At 53.8% G+C, this 19882-nt stretch carries 19 protein-coding genes; 3 read left to right on the forward strand and 16 right to left on the reverse strand.

Translation table 11 applies throughout. The features are described 5' to 3' along the window. Positions 1-3 precede the first annotated feature (3 nt). A complete protein-coding gene (gshA, locus tag QZJ86_RS04880) occupies positions 4-1590 on the reverse strand; it encodes a glutamate--cysteine ligase (protein WP_301936916.1) in 1587 nt (528 codons plus the stop codon). Positions 1591-1797: 207 nt separating this feature from the next. Between gshA and QZJ86_RS04885 the strand changes: the two genes are divergently transcribed. Continuing rightward, positions 1798-4236, forward strand: a complete 2439-nt coding sequence (locus QZJ86_RS04885; RefSeq protein WP_301936918.1) for an ATP-dependent DNA helicase RecQ — start codon at positions 1798-1800, stop codon at positions 4234-4236. Here QZJ86_RS04885 and QZJ86_RS04890 read toward each other — a convergent pair. From QZJ86_RS04890 to QZJ86_RS04955, 14 genes are all read right to left on the reverse strand, one after another. Beyond that, entirely contained in the window at positions 4224-4667 is a 444-nt protein-coding gene (locus tag QZJ86_RS04890) for a DUF1249 domain-containing protein (RefSeq protein WP_301936920.1), read from the reverse strand. The genes QZJ86_RS04885 and QZJ86_RS04890 overlap by 13 nt on opposite strands. A gap of 2 nt (positions 4668-4669) precedes the next feature. Then, positions 4670-5074 (reverse strand): 6-pyruvoyl trahydropterin synthase family protein, encoded by a 405-nt coding sequence (locus tag QZJ86_RS04895; protein WP_301936922.1) that lies wholly within the window; start codon positions 5072-5074, stop codon positions 4670-4672. 35 nt (positions 5075-5109) lie between these two features. Beyond that, positions 5110-5409: a PilZ domain-containing protein gene (locus tag QZJ86_RS04900; RefSeq protein WP_301936923.1), complete on the reverse strand. Its 300-nt coding sequence runs from the start codon at positions 5407-5409 to the stop codon at positions 5110-5112. A 247-nt stretch (positions 5410-5656) separates the two neighbouring features. After that, a complete protein-coding gene (locus QZJ86_RS04905) occupies positions 5657-7969 on the reverse strand; it encodes an ATP-binding protein (RefSeq protein ID WP_301936926.1) in 2313 nt (770 codons plus the stop codon). A gap of 6 nt (positions 7970-7975) precedes the next feature. Continuing rightward, on the reverse strand, positions 7976-8764 hold the full coding sequence (locus tag QZJ86_RS04910) for a substrate-binding periplasmic protein (protein WP_301936927.1): 789 nt from the start codon (positions 8762-8764) through the stop codon (positions 7976-7978). A 15-nt stretch (positions 8765-8779) separates the two neighbouring features. After that, positions 8780-9613, reverse strand: coding sequence for a transporter substrate-binding domain-containing protein (locus tag QZJ86_RS04915; protein WP_301936929.1), 834 nt, complete (start codon positions 9611-9613; stop codon positions 8780-8782). Between the two features lie 15 nt (positions 9614-9628). Then, on the reverse strand, positions 9629-10954 hold the full coding sequence (locus tag QZJ86_RS04920; protein WP_301936931.1) for a serine hydrolase domain-containing protein: 1326 nt from the start codon (positions 10952-10954) through the stop codon (positions 9629-9631). Between the two features lie 222 nt (positions 10955-11176). Beyond that, on the reverse strand, positions 11177-12235 hold the full coding sequence (locus QZJ86_RS04925) for a response regulator (protein WP_301936932.1): 1059 nt from the start codon (positions 12233-12235) through the stop codon (positions 11177-11179). A 326-nt stretch (positions 12236-12561) separates the two neighbouring features. Beyond that, entirely contained in the window at positions 12562-13521 is a 960-nt protein-coding gene (lipA, locus tag QZJ86_RS04930) for a lipoyl synthase (RefSeq protein WP_301936934.1), read from the reverse strand. Beyond that, positions 13518-14138, reverse strand: a complete 621-nt coding sequence (gene lipB / locus QZJ86_RS04935) for a lipoyl(octanoyl) transferase LipB (protein ID WP_407081652.1) — start codon at positions 14136-14138, stop codon at positions 13518-13520. Before lipB ends, lipA begins: the two co-directional genes overlap by 4 nt. Positions 14139-14188: 50 nt before the next feature. Beyond that, a complete protein-coding gene (locus QZJ86_RS04940) occupies positions 14189-14455 on the reverse strand; it encodes a YbeD family protein (RefSeq protein WP_301936936.1) in 267 nt (88 codons plus the stop codon). Then, a complete protein-coding gene (locus QZJ86_RS04945) occupies positions 14452-15291 on the reverse strand; it encodes a D-amino acid aminotransferase (protein WP_301936937.1) in 840 nt (279 codons plus the stop codon). The genes QZJ86_RS04940 and QZJ86_RS04945 overlap by 4 nt, the downstream gene beginning before the upstream one ends. Beyond that, positions 15288-16451 carry a D-alanyl-D-alanine carboxypeptidase family protein gene (locus QZJ86_RS04950; RefSeq protein WP_301936939.1) on the reverse strand — a complete coding sequence of 388 codons (1164 nt, stop codon included), beginning with the start codon at positions 16449-16451 and terminating at the stop codon, positions 15288-15290. Before QZJ86_RS04950 ends, QZJ86_RS04945 begins: the two co-directional genes overlap by 4 nt. 287 nt (positions 16452-16738) lie before the next feature. After that, a complete protein-coding gene (locus tag QZJ86_RS04955) occupies positions 16739-17371 on the reverse strand; it encodes a helix-turn-helix transcriptional regulator (RefSeq protein ID WP_301936940.1) in 633 nt (210 codons plus the stop codon). 197 nt (positions 17372-17568) lie between these two features. Here QZJ86_RS04955 and QZJ86_RS04960 point away from each other — a divergent pair, with 197 nt between their 5' ends. Together QZJ86_RS04960 and QZJ86_RS04965 are read left to right on the forward strand one after the other, a co-directional pair. Beyond that, positions 17569-17949, forward strand: coding sequence for a group I truncated hemoglobin (locus QZJ86_RS04960; RefSeq protein WP_301936942.1), 381 nt, complete (start codon positions 17569-17571; stop codon positions 17947-17949). 16 nt (positions 17950-17965) lie between these two features. Beyond that, the gene (locus QZJ86_RS04965) at positions 17966-18952 is read left to right on the forward strand and encodes a 2Fe-2S iron-sulfur cluster-binding protein (protein ID WP_301936943.1); all 987 of its coding nucleotides are present in this window, start codon (positions 17966-17968) and stop codon (positions 18950-18952) included. On the opposite strand, the gene QZJ86_RS04970 is transcribed toward QZJ86_RS04965, so the two are convergent. Continuing rightward, on the reverse strand, positions 18949-19857 hold the full coding sequence (locus tag QZJ86_RS04970) for a LysR family transcriptional regulator (protein ID WP_301936945.1): 909 nt from the start codon (positions 19855-19857) through the stop codon (positions 18949-18951). The two genes, QZJ86_RS04965 and QZJ86_RS04970, sit on opposite strands and share 4 nt — an antisense overlap. Positions 19858-19882 lie beyond the last annotated feature (25 nt).

Below are 19882 nucleotides of genomic sequence, written 5' to 3' on the forward strand. Positions count from 1 at the left end.
GGCTTAACTCTGGGCGAAATAACGGGATAAAAATTCGTCGAAATCCAAGCTGTCGTTGGCTTCGATGTCGGTTTGTTTTTTTAATGACGCGGCCGCCATGTCTTCGAACTGTTTCTGGGTTTGTTCGTCCAGCGGTTCGGCATTGAAATAATGTTTGTGCAGCGCCGAGGTGTTGCTGGCGAAACAGCCGAATTCCTGGCCGTTCTCGCGCATGCAGGCCAGGATGCGCGCGGACGGCGTCAGTGCCGGGTTATCGACCACCGCCAATTGTTGCTGCAAGGCCAGTTGATAAGGACGGTCCAGGCTGCCCCTATCCAGCACCGCGCAAATTGGTTGCATCGCGTACAGAATGTCGTGCGCCCAGTCGTGCAAGGTGATCGCTTCGCCGTGGCGATTCAGTTCCAAGCCGGGGCGGCGGCCTTGGTTGGCTACCAGCAATTGGTTACTGTTGTTGACCTGAAATTCTTGGCTGCCTTGCGGCGGGCTGTCGTGCAGCAGGCAATACAATAAAAACGCCTCGACGAAGCGGGCGGTGCTTTCGTCGATGCCGATCGGATTGAGCAGATTCAGGTCCAACGAGCGCATTTCCACATACAGCACGCCGCGGCGTTTCAGCGCCAGCGTCGGTTTCTCGCCGGATTTGGCGATTTGCTTGGGGCGCATGGTGCTGTAGAACTCGTTTTCGATCTGCAGAATGTTGCTGTTGAGCTGCTGATAGTCGCCGTTGACCTTGACGCCGATTTTTTCGTATTCCGGATACGGTGTACTGATCGCCGCGCCCAGACTATCGACGTAGCCATCCAGCGAGTTGTAATCGATCTTCAGGCCGGCCTGGTTTTTGCTCTTGTAACCGATGTCGCTCATCCGAAGCGAGGTGGCGTAAGGGTGGAACACGGTATGTTCGTCGAATTCCTTGAACTGCTCCATCAATTGCGGCCGGCTTTTGAAGAAGGTTTTGCAGATGGCCGGCGAGGCGCCGAACAAATACAAAATCAGCCAACCCTGGCGGTGGAAGTTGCGGATCAGACCGAAATACGCGCTGGAAATAAATTCTTCCAGCGTGGCGTCGCCGCCGTCATAGTTGTAGAGGGCCGGCCATAGCGATTCCGGCACCGAATAGTTGAAATGGATGCCGGCGATGGCTTGCATGGTGCGGCCGTAGCGGTGCCACAGGCCCTTGCGGTAAACGTGTTTCATTTTGCCGATGTTGGAGCTGCCGTACTCGGCGATCGGAATGCTCAGATCGCCGTCGATGCCGCAAGGCATGCTGGTCGCCAACAGCATTTCCTCGCCCAGATGCGGGTAGACGAACTGGTGGAGCTGATGCATGTAGTGCAGGGTTTGCTTGATGTCGGCGAACGGCGGCGTGATGAACTCCAGCAATGCTTCCGAATAGTCGGTGGTGATGTAAGGATGCGTCAATGCCGAACCCAGTGCTTGCGGATGAGGCGTTTGCGAGATACCGCCGTGTTCGGTGATGCGCAGGCTTTCTTTTTCGATGCCTTTCAAGCCTTGTTTCAGTAAATATTGTTGATCGTGATCGATCAGGTATTTGAGACGGTCGGGTAAAGGGTAATTGGTAATATTCATTCTATGAAAGTATGCGCGCCTTTGGCGTCTTGAGTAATCCTCGTATTATAAAGGCTGGTGTTTAATTTATTGAAATCGGCTTCCGCGTAGGCTGAGCGTAGATTTATCAAATCCCCGTCATTTGGATTATACGTATGCAAACTATGATTTAATAGCCAGGCCGCAAAAGCTCATTCCGCTCTCAGTTGTTTATTGTTTATCCCAAATATGACCCATTCCCCAGCTCTGCAAACCTTGCGTAGCGTCTTTGGCTACGACAGTTTTCGCGGCCAGCAGCAACAGATCATCGAGCAATTGATCGGCGGCCAAGACGTATTGGTGTTGATGCCGACCGGTGGCGGCAAGTCCTTGTGTTACCAGATTCCGGCCTTGGTAATGGAGGGGGTTGGCATCGTGATCTCGCCGCTGATCGCCTTGATGCAGGATCAGGTTAGCGCTTTGCATCAACTGGGCGTCAAGGCGGCCTTTTTAAATTCCACCTTGGCGCTGGATCAAGTTCGCGACATCGAGCAGCAGTTGCAGAACGGCCAGCTGGATTTGCTGTACATCGCGCCGGAACGGCTCTCCAACGCCAGAACCCAGGCTTTATTCGCCCGCTGCAAGATTGCCTTGTTCGCCATCGACGAGGCGCATTGCGTGTCGCAATGGGGCCACGATTTTAGGGCCGATTACTTGTTGTTGTCGGTCTTGCATCAGCAATTTCCGATGGTGCCGCGTATCGCGCTGACCGCCACCGCCGACGAACGCACCCGTCAGGAGATTATCACGCGTTTGGCGCTGGAACAGGCCCAGGTATTCGTCAGCAGCTTTGACCGACCCAATATCCGCTATCGGATTATCCAAAAAGACAATGCTCGTCAGCAGCTGCTTGCTTTTATTCGTAACGAACATTCCGGCGATACCGGTATTGTGTATTGCCTGTCACGCAAAAAGGTCGAAGAGACTGCGGAGTGGCTGAATCAAAAAGGCCTAAAAGCGCTGCCCTATCACGCCGGCATGGATCATCGGCAACGTCAGCAAAATCAGCATCAGTTTTTAATGGAAGACGGTTTGATCATCGTCGCCACCATTGCTTTTGGCATGGGCATAGACAAACCCAACGTACGCTTCGTTGCTCATCTGGATCTCCCGAAAAGCATCGAAGCCTATTATCAGGAAACCGGCCGGGCCGGGAGGGACGGTCTGCCGGCCAACGCCTGGATGGCTTACGGCTTGCAGGATGTGTTGACCTTGCGGCAAATGCTCAGCGCGTCGAATGCCGACGAGGCGCACAAACGGGTTGAGTTGCATAAATTAGATGCGATGTTGGCTTTATGCGAAATGGTCAGTTGCCGGCGTCACGCCTTGCTGGCTTACTTCGGCGACGTACAGGGAAGTACGAGTGTCGCGGAAGGCAGGATGCCGGGAGCGACCGACGTACAGGGAAGTACGAGTGTCGCGGAAGGCAGGATGCCGGGATCGACCGACGTACAGGGAAGTACGAGTGTCGCGAGAGGCAGGACGCCAGGATCGACCGACGTACAGGGAAGTACGAGTGTCGCGGAAGGCAGGACGCAGGGATTGACCGACGTACAGGGAAGTACGAGTGTCGCGAGAGGCAGGACGCCGGGATCGACCGACGTACAGGGAAGTACGAGTGTCGCGAGAGGCAGGACGCCGGGAGCGACCGATGTGCTGGAACAGGGCTGCGGCAATTGCGATACCTGCCTGGAACCGGTGGAAACCTGGGACGGTAGCGTCGCCGCGCAGCAGGCCTTGTCCTGCATCTATCGCACCGGTCAACGTTTCGGCGTGACCTATCTGATCGATGTATTGTTGGGCAAGAGCGATGAGCGCATCAAACAGTTCGGCCACGACAAACAATCGACCTTCGGCATCGGCAAGGCGCTGGACGAGAAACAATGGCGCTCGGTGTTTCGGCAATTGGTCGCCAAATCGTTGGTCGAGATCGACTTCGAAGGTCACGGCAGCTTGAAGTTGACCGACGCCTGCCGGCCGGTATTACGCGGCGAACAAACCCTGATGTTGCGCAAGGATGTGCAAATCGCCAAGACGCGGCGCGAGAAAGCCGAAAAGCGCCAGCCAGGCGGGGCGGCGGACAGTGCGCTATGGAATGCGCTGCGCGCCAAACGCAAGGAATTGGCCGACGAGCAGGATGTGCCGCCGTATGTGATTTTTCACGATGCCACCTTGATGGCGATGGTCGATGCTCGGCCACGTAATCATCAGCAACTGGGTATGCTTTCCGGTATCGGCCAGCGTAAACTGGAATTGTATGGTGACGAGTTTTTAGCGGTGCTAGCCGAGTTTGACGACGAAGCGCCGGCGGCGGCAACCGATACCGTGAGCGAAAGTCTGGATTTATTCCGCTTGGGCTATAGCGTCGAGCAAGTGGCTCGTCAGCGCAGTTTGAGCGACGATACCATTTACAATCACATGGCCAAGGGTTTGGAGTTGGGATTGGTGGCGCTGGGTGATGTATTGAGCCTGTCGCCGGCGGAAGTCAATGAAATCGAGTCGGTGCTGTTGGCCTTGCCGGAGGAGCAACGCAACGCCTTAAAGCCAGCCTACGAGCAGTTGGGCGGTGCGTACGGTTATGGAATATTGCGTTGTGTCAGGGCGGCGTTACAGCGTCAACTGGGCTGATATTCGGCGCTGAAGCAATAATCGGTCTTCAGACAATGGTCCAGCCATTTTTGTAGAAAATAATTCAGCCGCCATTTGTAATTGCGGATTTCCAACAGGCTGCCGGGATTCTGATAGACCTTATCCACCGCCGGCCGGTCGTGGTCGCGGATCGCTTCCGCCAATTGTGCGTCCAGATAAATCCGAATTCTGACGGCAGGCACCATCAGCTCGCTTAATGTCTGGTTGAAGCAGTGGCTAAGTTCGATGGTGAGTGTGTATGGATTGCGCTCCAGCACCTCCAGATACAGCGCTGGCTTGTTGCGGGTGCGGCCGATCGCGGTTGTCTCGAAGCCGCGCAGATTGGGAATCAGCCGAAACAATTTCTGGTAGTTGGACTCGCAGATTTTCTCCAGACATAAGGCGGTATTGATCGGGTGAACCAGGCTCATGGTTAATCTTCCCGGTAGCAAGCGTTAGCGCTGGAGGTTTCCCACAGCACCACTTGATCGACATTAAAGCCTTGCTGTTTGACGTGCTGGTAGATCATCTTGCTCAGTACTTCGGCGGTCGGATGCTCGTCTATCGCCAGATGCTGCTCGTTGTTGGCTATCAAGGCCGGAATGATGGGATCGTCCTTGTGCAGCAAAAAATTATGGTCCAGCACCTTGTCGATGAAGCTGTCTACGCAGGTTTTCACGTCGGCAAAATCGCAGACCATGCCTTGCTCGTTGAGTGCGGCTTGTTTGATGGAAATGCTGGCCTTGACGCTGTGACCATGCAGATTGCGGCACTTGCCGGGATGGTTCATCAAACGGTGGCCGTAACAGAAATAGACTTCTTTGGTAATGATATACATGGTGCGCTACATCCCTGTTTTATGGGTTTTGGGCTTCAATTGCCCTTGATGCTTTTGATCGATGCGGCAATCTCGTAGCTGCCGTCGGCTTGCTTGACGCTACGCACCACTTCGATAAAGGCCGTCATGGGCGGCGTGATGGGGTTTTTGGGCAGGATGCTGATTTCCATGGCCAGACCGATATCGAAGGAACGATCGGCGAAAAACGATACGCCGGCGCCGCTCAAGGTGGAGCATTTGCCGGTCTTGATTTCACTGGAACCTGCCGGTTTGTAGGTAATATCACAGTCCACGTCCATGCGGATGTAATCGCGTTTTTCATCATGATTCAGCATTCGGTTCCCCCGTATTAAAGGAGTGGTTGGGTAAAAACAATGCCAATGAGTTTACTATAAAAAACTGTAGGCTTGGTTGGGAAATAGCGGTGGTTCTTCTCAGAAATTTAAACCGATTCGTCATCGACTGCCTGTAAAGCTAGCGGAGTCGAAACGACTGGCGGTCGTTTGCCCGTCGAATAATCCGCTTGATCGCCGTTGATGGCATCGCCCTGAACATGGCAACGGGTATGACGCATTGCTCGCGCTATTCGGACTGGGGTTTTAGGCTGTCGTTCAGCAGTTTCAACAAGCTCTCAAAGTCAAACTGATTCACTAACGCCTGTAGCAGTTTTGACAATGTCGCATCCAGGGGCTCGATCTTTTGAATGGCTGCCAAGCATTGTTCGACATCCAGCTCCACCGCGGCACTTTGTATAGCCTTTAGAAGCTCGTTCGGCAGTTTGTTCAGTTTTTTCAGCAGTCTATCTTGATCCGATATGTCTCCGGCGACTTGATGATTACCATTGTTGTCTTCATAGCGATAACGCGCGCCGAGGTGTTTGGCCATACAGTCAAACACCTCTTCATTACGATACGGTTTGTTGATAATCGCGCAGACGCCGGCAGCGAATAACGCTTGCCTCTCCTCTAAAAACACCGATGCCGTGACCGCGGCGATCTTGGCGTTTTTCCCTTCCGGCAAGGCCAGAATGGCTTTGGTGGCTTCGATGCCATCCATGATCGGCATGCGCCTGTCCATCCAGACAAAATCGGGGTGCCAGCGCTTAAAGGCTTCCACGCCATCCTGGCCGTTGCAGGCTTCATTGACTATAAATCCGACCGATTCCAGCACTTTTTTCAGTAACAGCCGGCTTTCGGCCTGGTCTTCGACAATGAGCACCCGATACTCGGGCTGGCCCGGTTCCAAACCAATCACGTTACTGCTGATCGATTGAGTAAAGGTTTCAACAGCCGAGGCTTCGACATGCCCCACCGGAATGGAGACCCGAAACAGGGAGCCTTTGCCCAATTGGCTTTTCACCGTGATCGAACCGCCCATTAATTCCGTATATTGCTTGGTAATGATCAGTCCCAAGCCGGTGCCATGCTGATTCGCCTGCGAGCCGACCTGGACAAATGCTTCAAAGATTCGTGACAAATCCTCGGCGGCGATGCCTAGCCCGGTATCCTCGATTTCGCAAATGAGCACCAATGGATCGGCGCGAGAGCCGGATTGTGTCGTCAAGCGCAACACCACTTCACCTTTTTCGGTGTATTTGATGGCGTTGCCCAACAAGTTGATCAGAATGTGGCGCAGCTTGCCAGCATCCGCGCAGACAAAGCGTGGAAACGATGAACATTGGTCGATATTTAAGCTTAAGCCCTTCGACTCGGCGCGCTCGTGCATCATGTCGATGATGTCGCGAATCACAGCGCCTAGATCAAACGGCACGTTTTCGATCTCCATCCGCCCCGACTCGATTTTAGCCATATCCAGCACTTGATTGATCAAGTCCAGCAAATGATTGCCGCTGCGATTGATGATGTCGAGGTTTTCAAGCTGAGCGGCGGTCAGGTCTTTATCGTTTTGCATCAGCCTGGAAAAGCCCAGTACCGCATTCATAGGCGTACGCAATTCGTGGCTCATATTGGCCAGGAAAATACTCTTTGCCCGATTGGCGGCTTCGGCGTCGTTTTTGGATTTTTCCAGCACGGCGCCCATTTCTTGCAGGTGTTGATTGCTTACTTGCAAGTCCGTGGTCCGTTCTGCTATGCGTTGCTCCAGGGTTTCGTTCAAATTCTTCAGCGCCATTTCGGCCTTGGTGCGTTCGACTAATTCCCATTCCAGGCGCTGGTTGGCCTGCTGCAGTTCCGCGGTGGCCAGATCGCGTTCTTTTCTGCGCAAGCGCAGGTTGTCGGTCATCTGGATAATCCCCGCGGCCAGCATTCCCAGTTCGTCCCGGCGATTATCGGTAAACGCGACATCGTATTGCCCGCCGGCGATGGTATTGACGACCCGCAGAATCCGGAATAAGGGTTTAATGACCAGATGATTTAAAGCCGCTCCCAGAAACAGCACGATTAAAAATATTAGCGTCAAGGTTCTCAGCGCTGCGGCTAATGCTTCGTTTTGTAATTGCTGGTACAGACTGTGTTTGCTGAGATAGATACGAGCCTGGCCGATCGGCGTGTCATCGTGAAAGATGTCTTGCTGGCGCACAACGAGGTCTCCGCTGAGAGCTTGGTTGTCGCCTTGTTTCAACTGCCAGTGCTCATCGCGGATTCTGGACACGAATAATTGCTCGCTACCGCTGACTTGAATTGCATAGGCATTGTCGTCCATCATCTCGATGTCGACCATCTTGCCTATCCATCCCTCGTCCATTTCCCAGAGTGGAATCACCAGGCTTTCTTTCAGGCGCAGTATTTTTCTATCGGCTTGGCTGTCCAGTTCGCGATGCAGACGCTTCTCGATTTGTAGATAATTCAACACCTCGTAGGGTGCCAGTCCGATCATGACAATGATCAACAGCGATAGGGTGATGCGGGTTTTGATGCTTTTTAAGCCTAGTTTCATGGTCGATTAAAAAGTATAAAGCCGCTGAAAGCGTTGCAAGTTTTCAAACCAGCTGGCAGGCAGCTGGCCGTCGGGATAGTATTTCTCGACGATTTTCTGATAGCGGCCATCGGCAATGATCGCCGCCAGGCCGTTTCGATACTGTTTGGCTATTTCGCCGGCGTGTGGATAGTCGGCGTCCACCATGATCGCGATAGGAGAAATACTATTGGGCAAGGGTTGTCTGAAGAAGTCAGTCTTCAGCGTTGGAAATAATTCGGCCAGCATTTGCTGGCCGACCAAGTCGATTTCAAACACCAGATCGACCCGGCCCAGCTTGAGTTTTTTAAACAGCGATGCCTGGGCATAGCTGGATTCAAAATGCAGGCCCATCTGTTCGAACGCGCGCCGATCGATCAGCGTGCCTTTCAATACGCCGATTTTGTATTGCTTTAGATCGTTAAAACTGGTGATTTGCGGTGGCTGTTGATAATGGGGGCGATAATAAAACAGCGAGACTTCCGATACCGCGATCGGGATGATGGCGGCAAATTCCTGTTGCGCCATGTAGAATTCTGGATTGCCTAGATCATTGTTATCCCGGTCTTCTATCATGCGCGACAGCGGTACAAATTCGATTCGGGTTTGTAGGCCGGCGGCATCGGAGATCGCCTGCACCAGTTCGCTGCCCAAGCCGCCGCCGGGCAGGGTTCTGGACCAATAGGGCGGGCTTTCGTTGGCTTCCAGCACCACTTCGTCGCCGGCCCAGGCGGTCCATGCCGAAAGCAATAGCAACAAGCTGTGCAGGTATAGCATGCGTCGGGTGGCTAATTATTGCAGCGGTAGAATATGACGATTGACGGCCTCGCCGCCGCCAAACTGTTTCTCCAGCAAGGCTTTATACTGACCATTGGCGATGATGGCGGTCAGACCGTCCTGGAATTGTTTCGCCAACGCCGCGCCTTCCGGATGATTCTTGTTGAAAACCATGAACAGGGTTTCTTCGCCGGCGGCGGGCTCCAACTTGCTGAATTTGGCCTTATCGGCGGCGAAATTTCTGTCCAGAAACCAGTCGACCGCCAGAGCCGAATTGGCAAGCAAATCGAGCTGCCCGGATTTCAGCTTTTCCAATAAGCTCAGCAGTTTACCGGTTTCTACTTTAAGTCCGGCTTTTTGATAGGTGCCGATATTTTCTTCCGGATCGGCGCCGTAGGTTAGATTCGCCAATGTCTTCAAGTCGCCTTTCCAAGGCAGGCCGTCGGGATGCTTGGGCTGGTAAACGTAGTAATGTTGTTTCAAGCGCAACAGCGGGACGAAGATCAGGTTTTTTTGCTCGTCGGCGCTAAAACCAATATGGCTGCCGATCAGCGCCAGTGCCTTTTCCTGGAGGACATAATATTTCAGCATCCGCACCAAGGGTAGGGTATTGATCGTTGCGTTGATTTTTTGCGCTTGCAAGACAGTATTGACGAGTTCGATGGCCGCGCCGCCGCCCGTCAGTTCGGTGGTAATGAAAGGCGGTAGGTCCAGCGCATAGATCGCGTTGGTGTTCGGCGTAAATAAATCCTGCTTGATGCGCGGCCCGGTGGCTAAAGCCGTGACGGGATAAATAGCGATGACCAGCAGCATGACGGTCAGTCGTTTGAATAGTTGGTTAGTGTTCATCGTGACGCCCCCTGTTTAATCGCTAATCGCCGAACCGGACAGTACCAGCAATTTGTCCCATAAACCAAAATGCAGGTTAAACGGCGAGGTCTGCGACATGAAAATGGTAATTTTGTCTTCCTTGGGGTCGACGCTGAAACGGGTGGAATAAATCCCGGCCCATTCGAAAACGCCGGGATCGCCGGCATCGACATCATGGGCGCGGTCTTGCTGGATGGCAAAGCCCAAACCGAATTTCCAACCGTGATCGTGCAGGAAGGTTGCGTCTAAATCGCCAATGTGGTTGGTGGCGGTCATCAATTCGACGGTCTTGCGGCTGAGCAGACGCACGCCGTCCAGTTCGCCTTTGTTCAAAAGCATCTGCGCGAAACGGTAATAGTCATAGGCCGTGGATAACACATTGCCGCCGCCGGTTAGATATTTGCCGGACAAGGCATAGGCATCGGATGGGCACAAAGCCAGATCGCCGTCTATCATCGGCTCGGTGACTTTAGTCAGAGAACCTTGCCAGTCGCTTTTCCACACCGCCGCTACGCGCCCTAGTTTTTCTTGGGGAACATAGAAATGGCTGTCGCGCATTTTCAATGGGTCGAAAATCCTTTTTTGCATGAACTGATCGAACGGCATCTTAGAGACCACTTCGACCAGATAGCCCAACACATCGCTGGCCAGGCTGTAATCCCAGACTTCGCCGGGGTGCTTGTACAGCGGCAGTCGGGCCAGACGCTTGACCATGTCGCCTATGGTTTCGTTGGGGCGGCAGAAGCCGTCGTTGATGCCGGCCTCCTTATAAAAATCGACCACTAGCTGGCGTTCGCGTTCGTGATAGTAATTATTGGGGAACATATACAGCAGGCCGGAAGTGTGGCTGAGCAGGTCGCGGACGGTGATCTCGCGTTTGGCCGGCACCAGTTTGTATTCGCTAGCCGAACCCGGCGGCAGCAGTTCCAGAACTTTGGGATCCTTGAATTCGGGGATGTATTTCGATACCGGATCGGACAGCAGCAGCTTGCCTTCCTCGTACAGCAACATGATCGCGACGCTGGTCAGCGGCTTGGTCATCGATACCACCCGGAAAATCGTGTCTTTTTGCATCGGTTTGTCGGTGTCGGCCAGGCCGGCTTCGCGGAAGTAAGCAATCTTGCCTTTACGCGCCACCAGCACGACCGCGCCGGCGATTTTCTTTTCCTGGACGTGTTGGTCGATCAAACGGTCGATGTTTTGCAGACGCTGGCTGGACAGGCCTACCGATTCCGGTTTGACGGTTGTTGAGGGTTCCTTGCCCAGCGCTAGGTTTTGCGCCAGAAACAGCATTAAAAACAGCCAAAATCGTTGGTTCATGGTTGCTCCTTGATAGAGGGTTTTCGGTGACGGCTTGGCTAGCCATCTGAGGCTTCGGTCTTGCTCGCGGTTTAAAAACGCAGGTGTTGGATCGAAAACTGCTCAAAATCCTTATCTACACCGGGTGCCTTGATTGGCCGAGAGAATTCGGCTTTGCCGTTCCCTACGTGAATTCATCGCTTCGGATAGAATTTTTACTTCGGCCTCAATGAACGGGCGGCGTTATTTAACGGCATCTTGTTCAATCTGTCGGTAATACTGTATTTTTTCCAAAAATTGATCCAGATTCTGGAAAAATAGATCGATTAATGCTGGGTCGAAATGTTTGCCACGTTCGTTTTTAAACAATTCCAGGATCCTATCCAATTCCCAGGCCGGTTTGTAGCAGCGCTTGTGTCCCAAGGCGTCCAGTACATCGGCGAAGCCGGCGATGCGGCCGGCGATGTGGATCTGTTCGCCTTTCAGGCCTTGTGGGTAACCGCTGCCGTCCCATTTCTCGTGATGTTGATGGGCGATAATCGCCGCCATTTTTAATAGCGGTCTGTGCGAAACCGAAAGCATTTGATAGCCCAGATGAGCATGGGTTTTCATCACGTCCCATTCCTCGGCGGTCAACGGGCCGGGTTTATTCAGGATCATGTCCGGTATCGCCACTTTGCCGATGTCGTGCATCGGCGAGGCCTGTTTGATCAACTCGGCTTCCGGGTAACCGGATAGTTGCGCCAGTAAATGCGAATAGTCGGCGACCCGTTTGACGTGCAGACCGGTTTCATGCGAGCGGGTCTCGCAAATTTCCCCCAGCGTCAGTATCAGTTCCCGTTGGGTGTCTATGATTTCTTCATGCAGCGAGTGAATCCTGTGGATGCCTTCCTCGATTTCTTGTTCCATCTGGTTCTGCAACGCTTTCAATTGCAGATGGGTGGAAACCCGGGCCTTGACCTCTTCAAACTGAAACGGCTTGCTGATGTAATCCAGGCCGCCGACGTCGAAAGCTTTGAGTTTATCGTTGACGTCGGTCAGCGCGCTGATGAACAGCACCGGGATATGTTGGGTGGAGGGGTTGCTTTTCAGTATCTTGCAGACTTCATAGCCATCCATCTCCGGCATTTTGATGTCCAGCAGAATCAGATTGGGTGCTCGTTTGGCAATGGCTTCAAGCGCCATCTTGCCATTGGGGGCAGGGCGAACCTTGTAACCTTCCTCTTTGAGGATGCTGGCCAGCAACTGCAAGTTGGCCGGCGTATCATCAACGATCAGGATATCGACGTTTTTTGCATCCATATTCAATCAATGACTTGGGTTGAAATATTATTATTTTCAATGATATACATTTGCCAAGCGTCCTGTTGTGTAAGCCGTTTGGCTAATGTGGATTAACGCAATTCAGGTCTCAAAACTTTGTCGAATACCGTGAATTTTGCCATTTTTTGCCCATCAAAAGCCATTTTGCTGACGCCCGATTTGGTTTTCGGCAGGATGGCGAAGCATCCACAGCATATTGCATGGCATTGCTGTTTTGGGGCTTGGCGGGTTTTCAGGCAATCCGCAAATCAGTATAGCTCGCTGCTCGAGTTTGGCATTTTGACGCGGCTCAAGGATAGGCAAGGCTATTTGACAATCGCCGCTGCCTGCAGATCGGCATGGTAGGACGAGCGCACCAGCGGCGCGCTGGCCACCTGTTGAAAACCCAGTTCGCGGGCGATTTCCGCATAACGCTGAAATTGGTCGGGGTGGATGTATTCCTGCACCGCCAGATGCTCCTTGCTGGGTTGCAGATACTGGCCCAGCGTCAGCATGCTGACGCTGTGGGCCAGTAAGTCTCGCATCACCTGAATCACTTCGGCTTCGGTTTCGCCTATGCCCAGCATCAATCCGGATTTGGTCGGCACCTGCGGCAGGCGCTGTTTATGCGCTTGCAGCAATTGCAATGAGATGTGGTAGTCGGCGCCGGGTCGGGCTTGCAGATACAGGCGCGGCACGGTTTCCAGATTGTGATTGAACACGTCGCAAGGTTGGCGCTCAAGGATGTCCAAGGCTGTCTCCATCCGGCCGCGAAAATCCGGTACCAACACTTCGATAGTAGTGACGGGCGATTGAGCGCGGACTGCGGCGATGCAGGCTGCGAAATGGCCGGCGCCGCCGTCGCGCAAATCGTCGCGGTTCACCGAAGTGATCACCACGTATTTCAGGCCCATGCTCGCGATGGTGCTGGCCAGATTGCTGGGTTCTTCGACATCCAAAGGCTGCGGCTTGCCGTGGGCCACATCGCAGAACGGGCAGCGGCGGGTGCATAAATCACCCATGATCATGAAGGTGGCGGTGCCATGACTGAAACATTCGCCCAGGTTGGGGCAGGCGGCTTCTTCACAAACCGTGTGCAAGCGGTTCTCGCGCAACGATTGCTTGATGCGGTTGACTTGGTCGCCGGCCGGTAGCTTGATGCGAATCCAGTCTGGTTTGCGCAAGACCTGCTCGGGTTTTTCCACCTTGACCGGAATTCGCGATAGCTTGTCGGCGTTGCGCTGGTGGGTGTCTGGCGTGGAGCGGGAAGGAGCGTTGAGTGTCATGATTCTATGGCCTTGAGCAATTGGTGGATAACCGGCACCGCCAGTTCCCGAGTGAGTATCTTAACCCCCAAGTCCGCCAGTTGGGTCACTTGCAAACCGGGATAGCCGCAGGGGTTGATGTCCTGAAACGGCGCTAAATCCATATCGTTGTTGATGCTGAGGCCATGGTAACAGCAACCGTTTTTAATGCGCAGACCCAATGAGGCGATTTTTCGATGATCGACATAGACCCCGGGCGCCTTGGCTTGAGCCTGAGAGGCGATGCCGTATTGCCGTAAGCTGTCTATCACCGCGTTTTCCAACATGGTGACCATTTGCCTGGGGCCTTTGCCCAGCCGGCGCAAATCAGCCAGCAGGTAAACCACCAGTTGGCCGGGGCCGTGATAGGTCAGCTGGCCGCCGCGATCGGATTCCACTAGCGGAATGGCGGTCGGCTTGAGCAGATGTTCGCGCTTGCCGTTCAGGCCCAAGGTATAGACCGGCGGATGCTCGACGATCCAGATTTCATCGGCGGTATCGCTATTGCGTTCGGCGGTGAAATGCTGCATTTCCCGCCAAACGTCCCGATAATCCCGCAGGCCCAAATCGCGCAATACGGTCGCTTGATTAGGCGGCAAGGATACCGCTGGTAGCGCAACTCGGGAGGCGGTTGCCGACACGGCGATCCCTAAAGTGCCATCAGTACGTCGGGGCAGGCGGTCAAGCCCATATAAATCGCGTCCAGTTGCTCGCGGCTGTGAGCTTCGATGACAACGGTCACCGACAGGTAATTGCCGGCTTTGCTGGGCTTGGTGGTTACCGCGCCTTCGCGGATGTCGGCGACGTGGCGGCGGATGATTTCGACCACAATCGCGTCGAAATCGTCGCGGCTTTTACCCATCGCCTTGATGGGGAATTGGCAGGGAAATTCGAGTAAGGATTCAGTTTCGCTCATGACAAGGACTTTTTGTAAGCTTGTAACAAGGCGTCCATGCGTTGCCAGACCGGTCCTGGCTTACCGTCGCCGACCGGGGTGCCGTCAAGCTCGACCACCGGCAAAATTTCGCGGGTGGAACTGGCGACCCAGACTTCGCTGGCGGTCTGTAATGCTTCCAGTGCGATGATGTCTTCTTTATAAGGGATGCCGTTCGCTTCGGCCAGTTCCAGAATCACGTCGCGGGTGATGCCGGGCAGGATTTCGTTGTTTTTCGGCGGCGTGATCAACTCGCCCTCGATCACCACGAACAGGTTGCTGGCCGCGCCTTCGCTGACATAACCGTTCTTGACCAGAATTGCTTCGGCGGCGCCTTGATCCAGCGCTTCCTGTCTAAGCAGGATGTTCGCCAGTAAGGTGATGGCTTTGATGTTGCAGAGTTGCCAGCGAGTATCGTCCAGCGTCACGGCTTTGATGCCGTTGAAGCGGCCGGCGAACGGCTTGATTTCCGAACACATGGCAAACACGGTCGGCACCACCTGCTCGGGAAAGCCGTGATCGCGTTTGGGCGCATAGCCGCGGGTGATTTGCAGGTAAATGTATTGGTCTTTATCGCCTTCCAGCAAAGGCTGGAAAATCGCTTCCCAGTCCGCGACGCTTTGCGGCATCGGCAGGCGGATACCGGCCAGGCTGTTATTCAAGCGGGCGATATGCTCATCCAAGCGAAACAAGCGGCCGTTATAGGCCGGAATCACTTCGTAAACGCCGTCGCCGAACAAAAAGCCGCGATCCAGCACCGACACTTTAGCATCGGCCAGCGGCAGGTATTCGCCGTTTAAATAAACTTGTTCGGTCATTCTTTCTCCAATAAACCGATGGCCGCATCGTACAGCCGCCGGAAAATGCCGCCCTCGGCTACCGTATCCAGCGCCACCAGCGGTTTAGTCAGGATGGATTCGCCGGCCAGCGAGATATTCAGGTTGCCGACCGTGTCGCCTTTGTTCAGCGGTGCGAATACGCCTTTGTCGATCTGGGTTTCGGCTTTTAACTCGCTAAAATGTTTGCGTGGGGCGGTGACATAAAGGTCTTCCGGTAAACCGACCGCCACTTTAGAGACCACGCCTTTTCTGACTCGGGCTTCGCTCAAGGCCTTGTTGCCTTCGTAAAGACGATGGGTTTCGAAAAAGCGGAAGCCGTAATTCAACAGCGACTGGCTCTCGTTGGAGCGGGCATTGGCGCTGGCGGTGCCCATCACCACCGAAATCAAACGCATGTCTTCGCGCTTGGCCGAAGCCACCATGCAGTAACCGGCGTCATCGGTAAAACCGGTTTTCAGGCCGTCGACCGAGGGGTCGCGCCACAGCAGCAGGTTACGGTTCTGCTGGGTGATGCCGTTGTAAGTAAATTCTTTTTGCGAATCCCAGCGATAGTATTCCGGAAACTCTCTAATCACCGCCTGCGCCAAGATGGCCAGATCGTGAGCTGAGCTGTAGTGATTGGGACTGGGCAAGCCGGTGGCATTTTCGAAGTTGCTGTTGGTCATGCCCAGGCGGCCGGCCTGTTCGTTCATCATCGTCGCGAAGGTTTGCTCGCTACCGGCCACGTGTTCGGCCAAGGCCACGCTGGCGTCATTGCCGGATTGAATCACCATGCCTTGCAGCAAGTCTTCGACCGCCACTTGTTTGTTCACTTCGACGAACATTTTCGAGCCGCCGGTTTCCCAGGCGTTTTGACTGATGGTGACTTTTTCGTCTAGCGTCAAATGGCCGGATTTCAATTCACGGAAGACGACGTAGGCGGTCATGATCTTGGTCAAACTGGCCGGGGCGACCCGTTTGTCCGGCTCTTTTTCGGCCAATACCCGGCCGCTGTCGAAGTCCAGCAGGAAATAACTGGAGGCCGCGACGCTGGGGGCGGCAGGCGTGAAAATCGGGCTGGCGGCTTGCAGCGAGGCAGTCGTGAACAATAACAGTAGCCCACTGAGCAGGCTGAATGTCGTGCGGAAAGGTTGGCTCATGGTGGCGATATTCAAAAGTCGTTCTGGAAGCGGCTATTGTATCACTGAGAAGCTGTTTAAAAACGTCGCGAGCTTGTTCATGGCAAGGCGAAAAAACGCGAAAACCCGGAGTGTACATGGCGTACATGAGGATTTTGAGCGATTTTTCAACACAGTCAGGGACAAGCGCAGCAGTTTTTAAACAGCTTCTGAGAGCCGCCGCTTAGAAAAACCCTCGTATTACGCTAGGCGGCTCAAGTCAAAAGCCGCCGATGGTCGCAACTGTTTGGAATAGTTAGAAAGTTGGCTCAAGTGCCGCTGTTGCAGATTTTGAATTTGCAGGCGCAATCCTGCAGCGCCATGCACGCGGTTTGCTCGATGGGCTTATCCAGCAAGGTGGCAATCAGCGCGCGGTCGAATTCGCATAATTCCGGATGTTGTTGTGCCAGATCGTGATAGACGCAGTTAACGGCTTTGATGGTCGGCTGGGCTTGATCGGCTTCCATTTCCGCGTGGTAACCCAAGGATTGCATCAATTCCAGCAATGCGCTTTGCTTTTGCGCCGGGTCTTTGCCGCTGAATTGCGGGGCCAGCGACCGCGCAAGACTGACGCCCATCCGCCACAGCATTTGCCGCAATGCCGTCTCGCCCAGCTCGGTTTTCAGTTCGCTCAGCAATAAATTGCAGAACCAGGGGTATTGCTTTGGCAGGCGATTGCGGCCTTGTTCGGTCAACGTGTAATTGCGCGAGGGTCGGCCGCCGGTACTGTTCAGTGCCGCTTCCCGCACCAGTTGGTCTTTTTCCAAGCCCACCAAATGCTGCTTCACCGCATTTCTGGAAATATCCAGTTCGGTGGCGAGTTCGTCGATACTCATGCCGGCTGCGCGGGACAGCAGTAATTTTAAGATTTGTTCCTGGCGTGAGCCGCTGTGTTGGGCCATGTGAGTGTCTGGCGGTCGAAATTGAATGATGTCGCATTCTACGCCGGATCGGATGTCCGGCAAAGTGGAGACAAGCTGATTTTTAACATATAAATAACTTTTATAATAAAAATATTGCAAAAGTGTTTTTTTTCGCGTACTCTGTGTTCGGCTTTGAACAGCCGCATCTTCTAATTTGCAAAGAAAGGCAGACCATCATGAGCGAAACCACAGCGACACTTTACGAACAACTGGGCGGCGAGGCAGCCGTCAACGCCGCCGTCGATATCTTTTATCGAAAAGTCTTGAACGATCACCGCATCAATCGCTTTTTCGATAATACCGATATGGACAAACAGGCAGCCAAACAAAAATCCTTTTTAACGATGGCTTTTGGCGGTCCCAATAACTACTCCGGCGCCGATATGCGTCAAGCCCATGCGCATTTGGTAAAAAAACTGGGTTTGGACGATTCGCACTTTGACGCAGTGGTAGAAAATCTGGCCTCCACCTTACAAGAACTGAATGTGCCGCAGGAGTTGATCAATCAAGTCGCGGCCATCGCCGAAAGCACGCGTAACGACGTGTTGGACCGCTAGGCGATGGAGTAGGGGGATGAGCTTGCATAAACTCAGCGTGAACGACCGCGAAATTATTTGCGAGTCTGGCGAAACCGTGCTGGAAGCCTGTCTGCGCGAAAACATCGACATCCCCTACGGCTGTCGGCAGGGCGCCTGTCAAAGCTGTATGGTGCGCAGCTTGCAGGGCCCGCCGCCGCTGGCGGCGCAAGACGGTTTAAAAGAAGTATTGCGCCATCAGAACCATTTCCTGGCCTGTCTGTGTTATCCGCAGCAGGATATGGCGATCAGCATTAGTCCGCCCGCCGAATTTTTTACCGAGGCGACGGTGATTGAGAAAAGTTTGTTGAATGCGGAAACGCTGCAACTTACTTTGCAGTGTAAGGATGCTCTGGATTATTACGCCGGCCAATTTGTCAATCTGAAACGGGCGGATGGCTTGACCAGGAGTTATTCGATAGCCAACAACCGTTTGCATGCCAATAAATTGAGCTTCCACATTCGCCGTTTGGCTGGTGGTCGCTTCAGCGAGTGGGCGCATCAGGAACTGAATATCGGCGACAACATTGCTGTCTCGGACCCGCAGGGGTTGTGTTATTACCTGCCCACCAACAAAGACAGCAATATGCTGCTGATCGGCACCGGTAGCGGCTTGGCGCCGTTGGCAGGGATCGTCAGCGAAGCACTGCATCACGGTCACCGCGGCGATATTCATTTGTTCCATGGCAGTCGGGATATGTATGGTTTGTATTGGATAGAGGAAATGCAAGAACTCGCTCGCCAATACGCTAATTTTCACTATACGGCCTGCGTGTCGCGCGGCGACGCGCCGGAGGGCGTGGCTAGGGGGCGAGCCAACGACGTGGCGATGACAACCTTACCCAGCCTAAAAGGCTGGCGGTTGTATTTATGCGGCCATCCGGACATGGTTCATCAAACCAAGCGCCAAGCTTTTTTGCATGGCGCCGGCTTGCAGGACATCCATGCCGATGCGTTTCATGTGGCGTCGGCGACACTGGATTAAACCGATAGCGAGTAGACCTTTTGCTGTTCTTGAGCCGCTAATGCCCTGATATGATCCAGCACCTGCTGCAAAATCGGGGAATCGTTATCGCGTGGCGATACCATGTAGGCCGGCAATTTGAATTGTGGGCTGTCAGGTACCGGAAATAGCTTTCCGGCTTTCAGCAAAGGCTCTACCAGGCGCACCGGTAGAAAGCTGGAGCCGCGGCCTTGGGCCAGAATCAACTGCACGGCCATCCAGCCGATATTGACTACTTGCGCCGGCCGTTCCAGGTTAGGGTAGCTATTGCTATGTTGGGCGTAAAAGCCCGGTGCCCAATCGACGTAGATGTAATCGTCGTTGGGCCAGGGTTGGCTAGGATCACTGGTCAGCAGCAACAGCGTTTCATCGAATAAATGTTCGACTTGCAAGCCGGGGCTGTGCTGCGGCGTATACATCAAGCCTATATCCAGCGCGCCCTCGATCAGGCTGCGCATCAAGTCCTCTTCAAAGCCTATATCGCTGCGGATGGAAATATCCGGCACTGCTTGGCGTATTGCGCCTATCCATTCCGGCAACAAGGTTTCGCACAAGGCAATTCGCGCCCCGATGCTGATGCTGGCCCGAAACCGGCTGGGCAGGCCTATGTCGTGACGGGCCTGTTCCAGCGTTAACAATAAGGATTTGGCGTGACGCAAAAAACGCCGGCCAGGCAAAGTCAGTGACGCACCCGAGCGGTTGCGGACGAACAGCGGCACGCCTAAATAGGTTTCCAGGCGTTGGATACGAGTGCTCACCGTCGATTGCGTGACATACAGTCGGTTGGCGGCTTCCAGAAAGCTACCGTTGGCGGCGACGCTTAAAAAAGTTCTGATTTGATCGATGTCCATGGTTTTAATATTGCATTTGTCGATATTAAAGTCCAATAAATATCGTTTGTCTTATATCAAC

It is taken from the genome of Methylomonas montana (assembly GCF_030490285.1).
Lineage (GTDB): Bacteria > Pseudomonadota > Gammaproteobacteria > Methylococcales > Methylomonadaceae > Methylomonas > Methylomonas montana.

Coding starts and splice junctions, on each gene's coding strand:
- gshA (WP_301936916.1), bottom strand. CDS start 1,590: ATGAATATTACCAATTACCCTTTACCCGACCGTCTCAAATACCTGATC.
- QZJ86_RS04885 (WP_301936918.1), top strand. CDS start 1,798: ATGACCCATTCCCCAGCTCTGCAAACCTTGCGTAGCGTCTTTGGCTAC.
- QZJ86_RS04890 (WP_301936920.1), bottom strand. CDS start 4,667: ATGAGCCTGGTTCACCCGATCAATACCGCCTTATGTCTGGAGAAAATC.
- QZJ86_RS04895 (WP_301936922.1), bottom strand. CDS start 5,074: ATGTATATCATTACCAAAGAAGTCTATTTCTGTTACGGCCACCGTTTG.
- QZJ86_RS04900 (WP_301936923.1), bottom strand. CDS start 5,409: ATGCTGAATCATGATGAAAAACGCGATTACATCCGCATGGACGTGGAC.
- QZJ86_RS04905 (WP_301936926.1), bottom strand. CDS start 7,969: ATGAAACTAGGCTTAAAAAGCATCAAAACCCGCATCACCCTATCGCTG.
- QZJ86_RS04910 (WP_301936927.1), bottom strand. CDS start 8,764: ATGCTATACCTGCACAGCTTGTTGCTATTGCTTTCGGCATGGACCGCC.
- QZJ86_RS04915 (WP_301936929.1), bottom strand. CDS start 9,613: ATGAACACTAACCAACTATTCAAACGACTGACCGTCATGCTGCTGGTC.
- QZJ86_RS04920 (WP_301936931.1), bottom strand. CDS start 10,954: ATGAACCAACGATTTTGGCTGTTTTTAATGCTGTTTCTGGCGCAAAAC.
- QZJ86_RS04925 (WP_301936932.1), bottom strand. CDS start 12,235: ATGGATGCAAAAAACGTCGATATCCTGATCGTTGATGATACGCCGGCC.
- lipA (WP_301936934.1), bottom strand. CDS start 13,521: ATGACACTCAACGCTCCTTCCCGCTCCACGCCAGACACCCACCAGCGC.
- QZJ86_RS04940 (WP_301936936.1), bottom strand. CDS start 14,455: ATGAGCGAAACTGAATCCTTACTCGAATTTCCCTGCCAATTCCCCATC.
- QZJ86_RS04945 (WP_301936937.1), bottom strand. CDS start 15,291: ATGACCGAACAAGTTTATTTAAACGGCGAATACCTGCCGCTGGCCGAT.
- QZJ86_RS04950 (WP_301936939.1), bottom strand. CDS start 16,451: ATGAGCCAACCTTTCCGCACGACATTCAGCCTGCTCAGTGGGCTACTG.
- QZJ86_RS04955 (WP_301936940.1), bottom strand. CDS start 17,371: ATGGCCCAACACAGCGGCTCACGCCAGGAACAAATCTTAAAATTACTG.
- QZJ86_RS04960 (WP_301936942.1), top strand. CDS start 17,569: ATGAGCGAAACCACAGCGACACTTTACGAACAACTGGGCGGCGAGGCA.
- QZJ86_RS04965 (WP_301936943.1), top strand. CDS start 17,966: ATGAGCTTGCATAAACTCAGCGTGAACGACCGCGAAATTATTTGCGAG.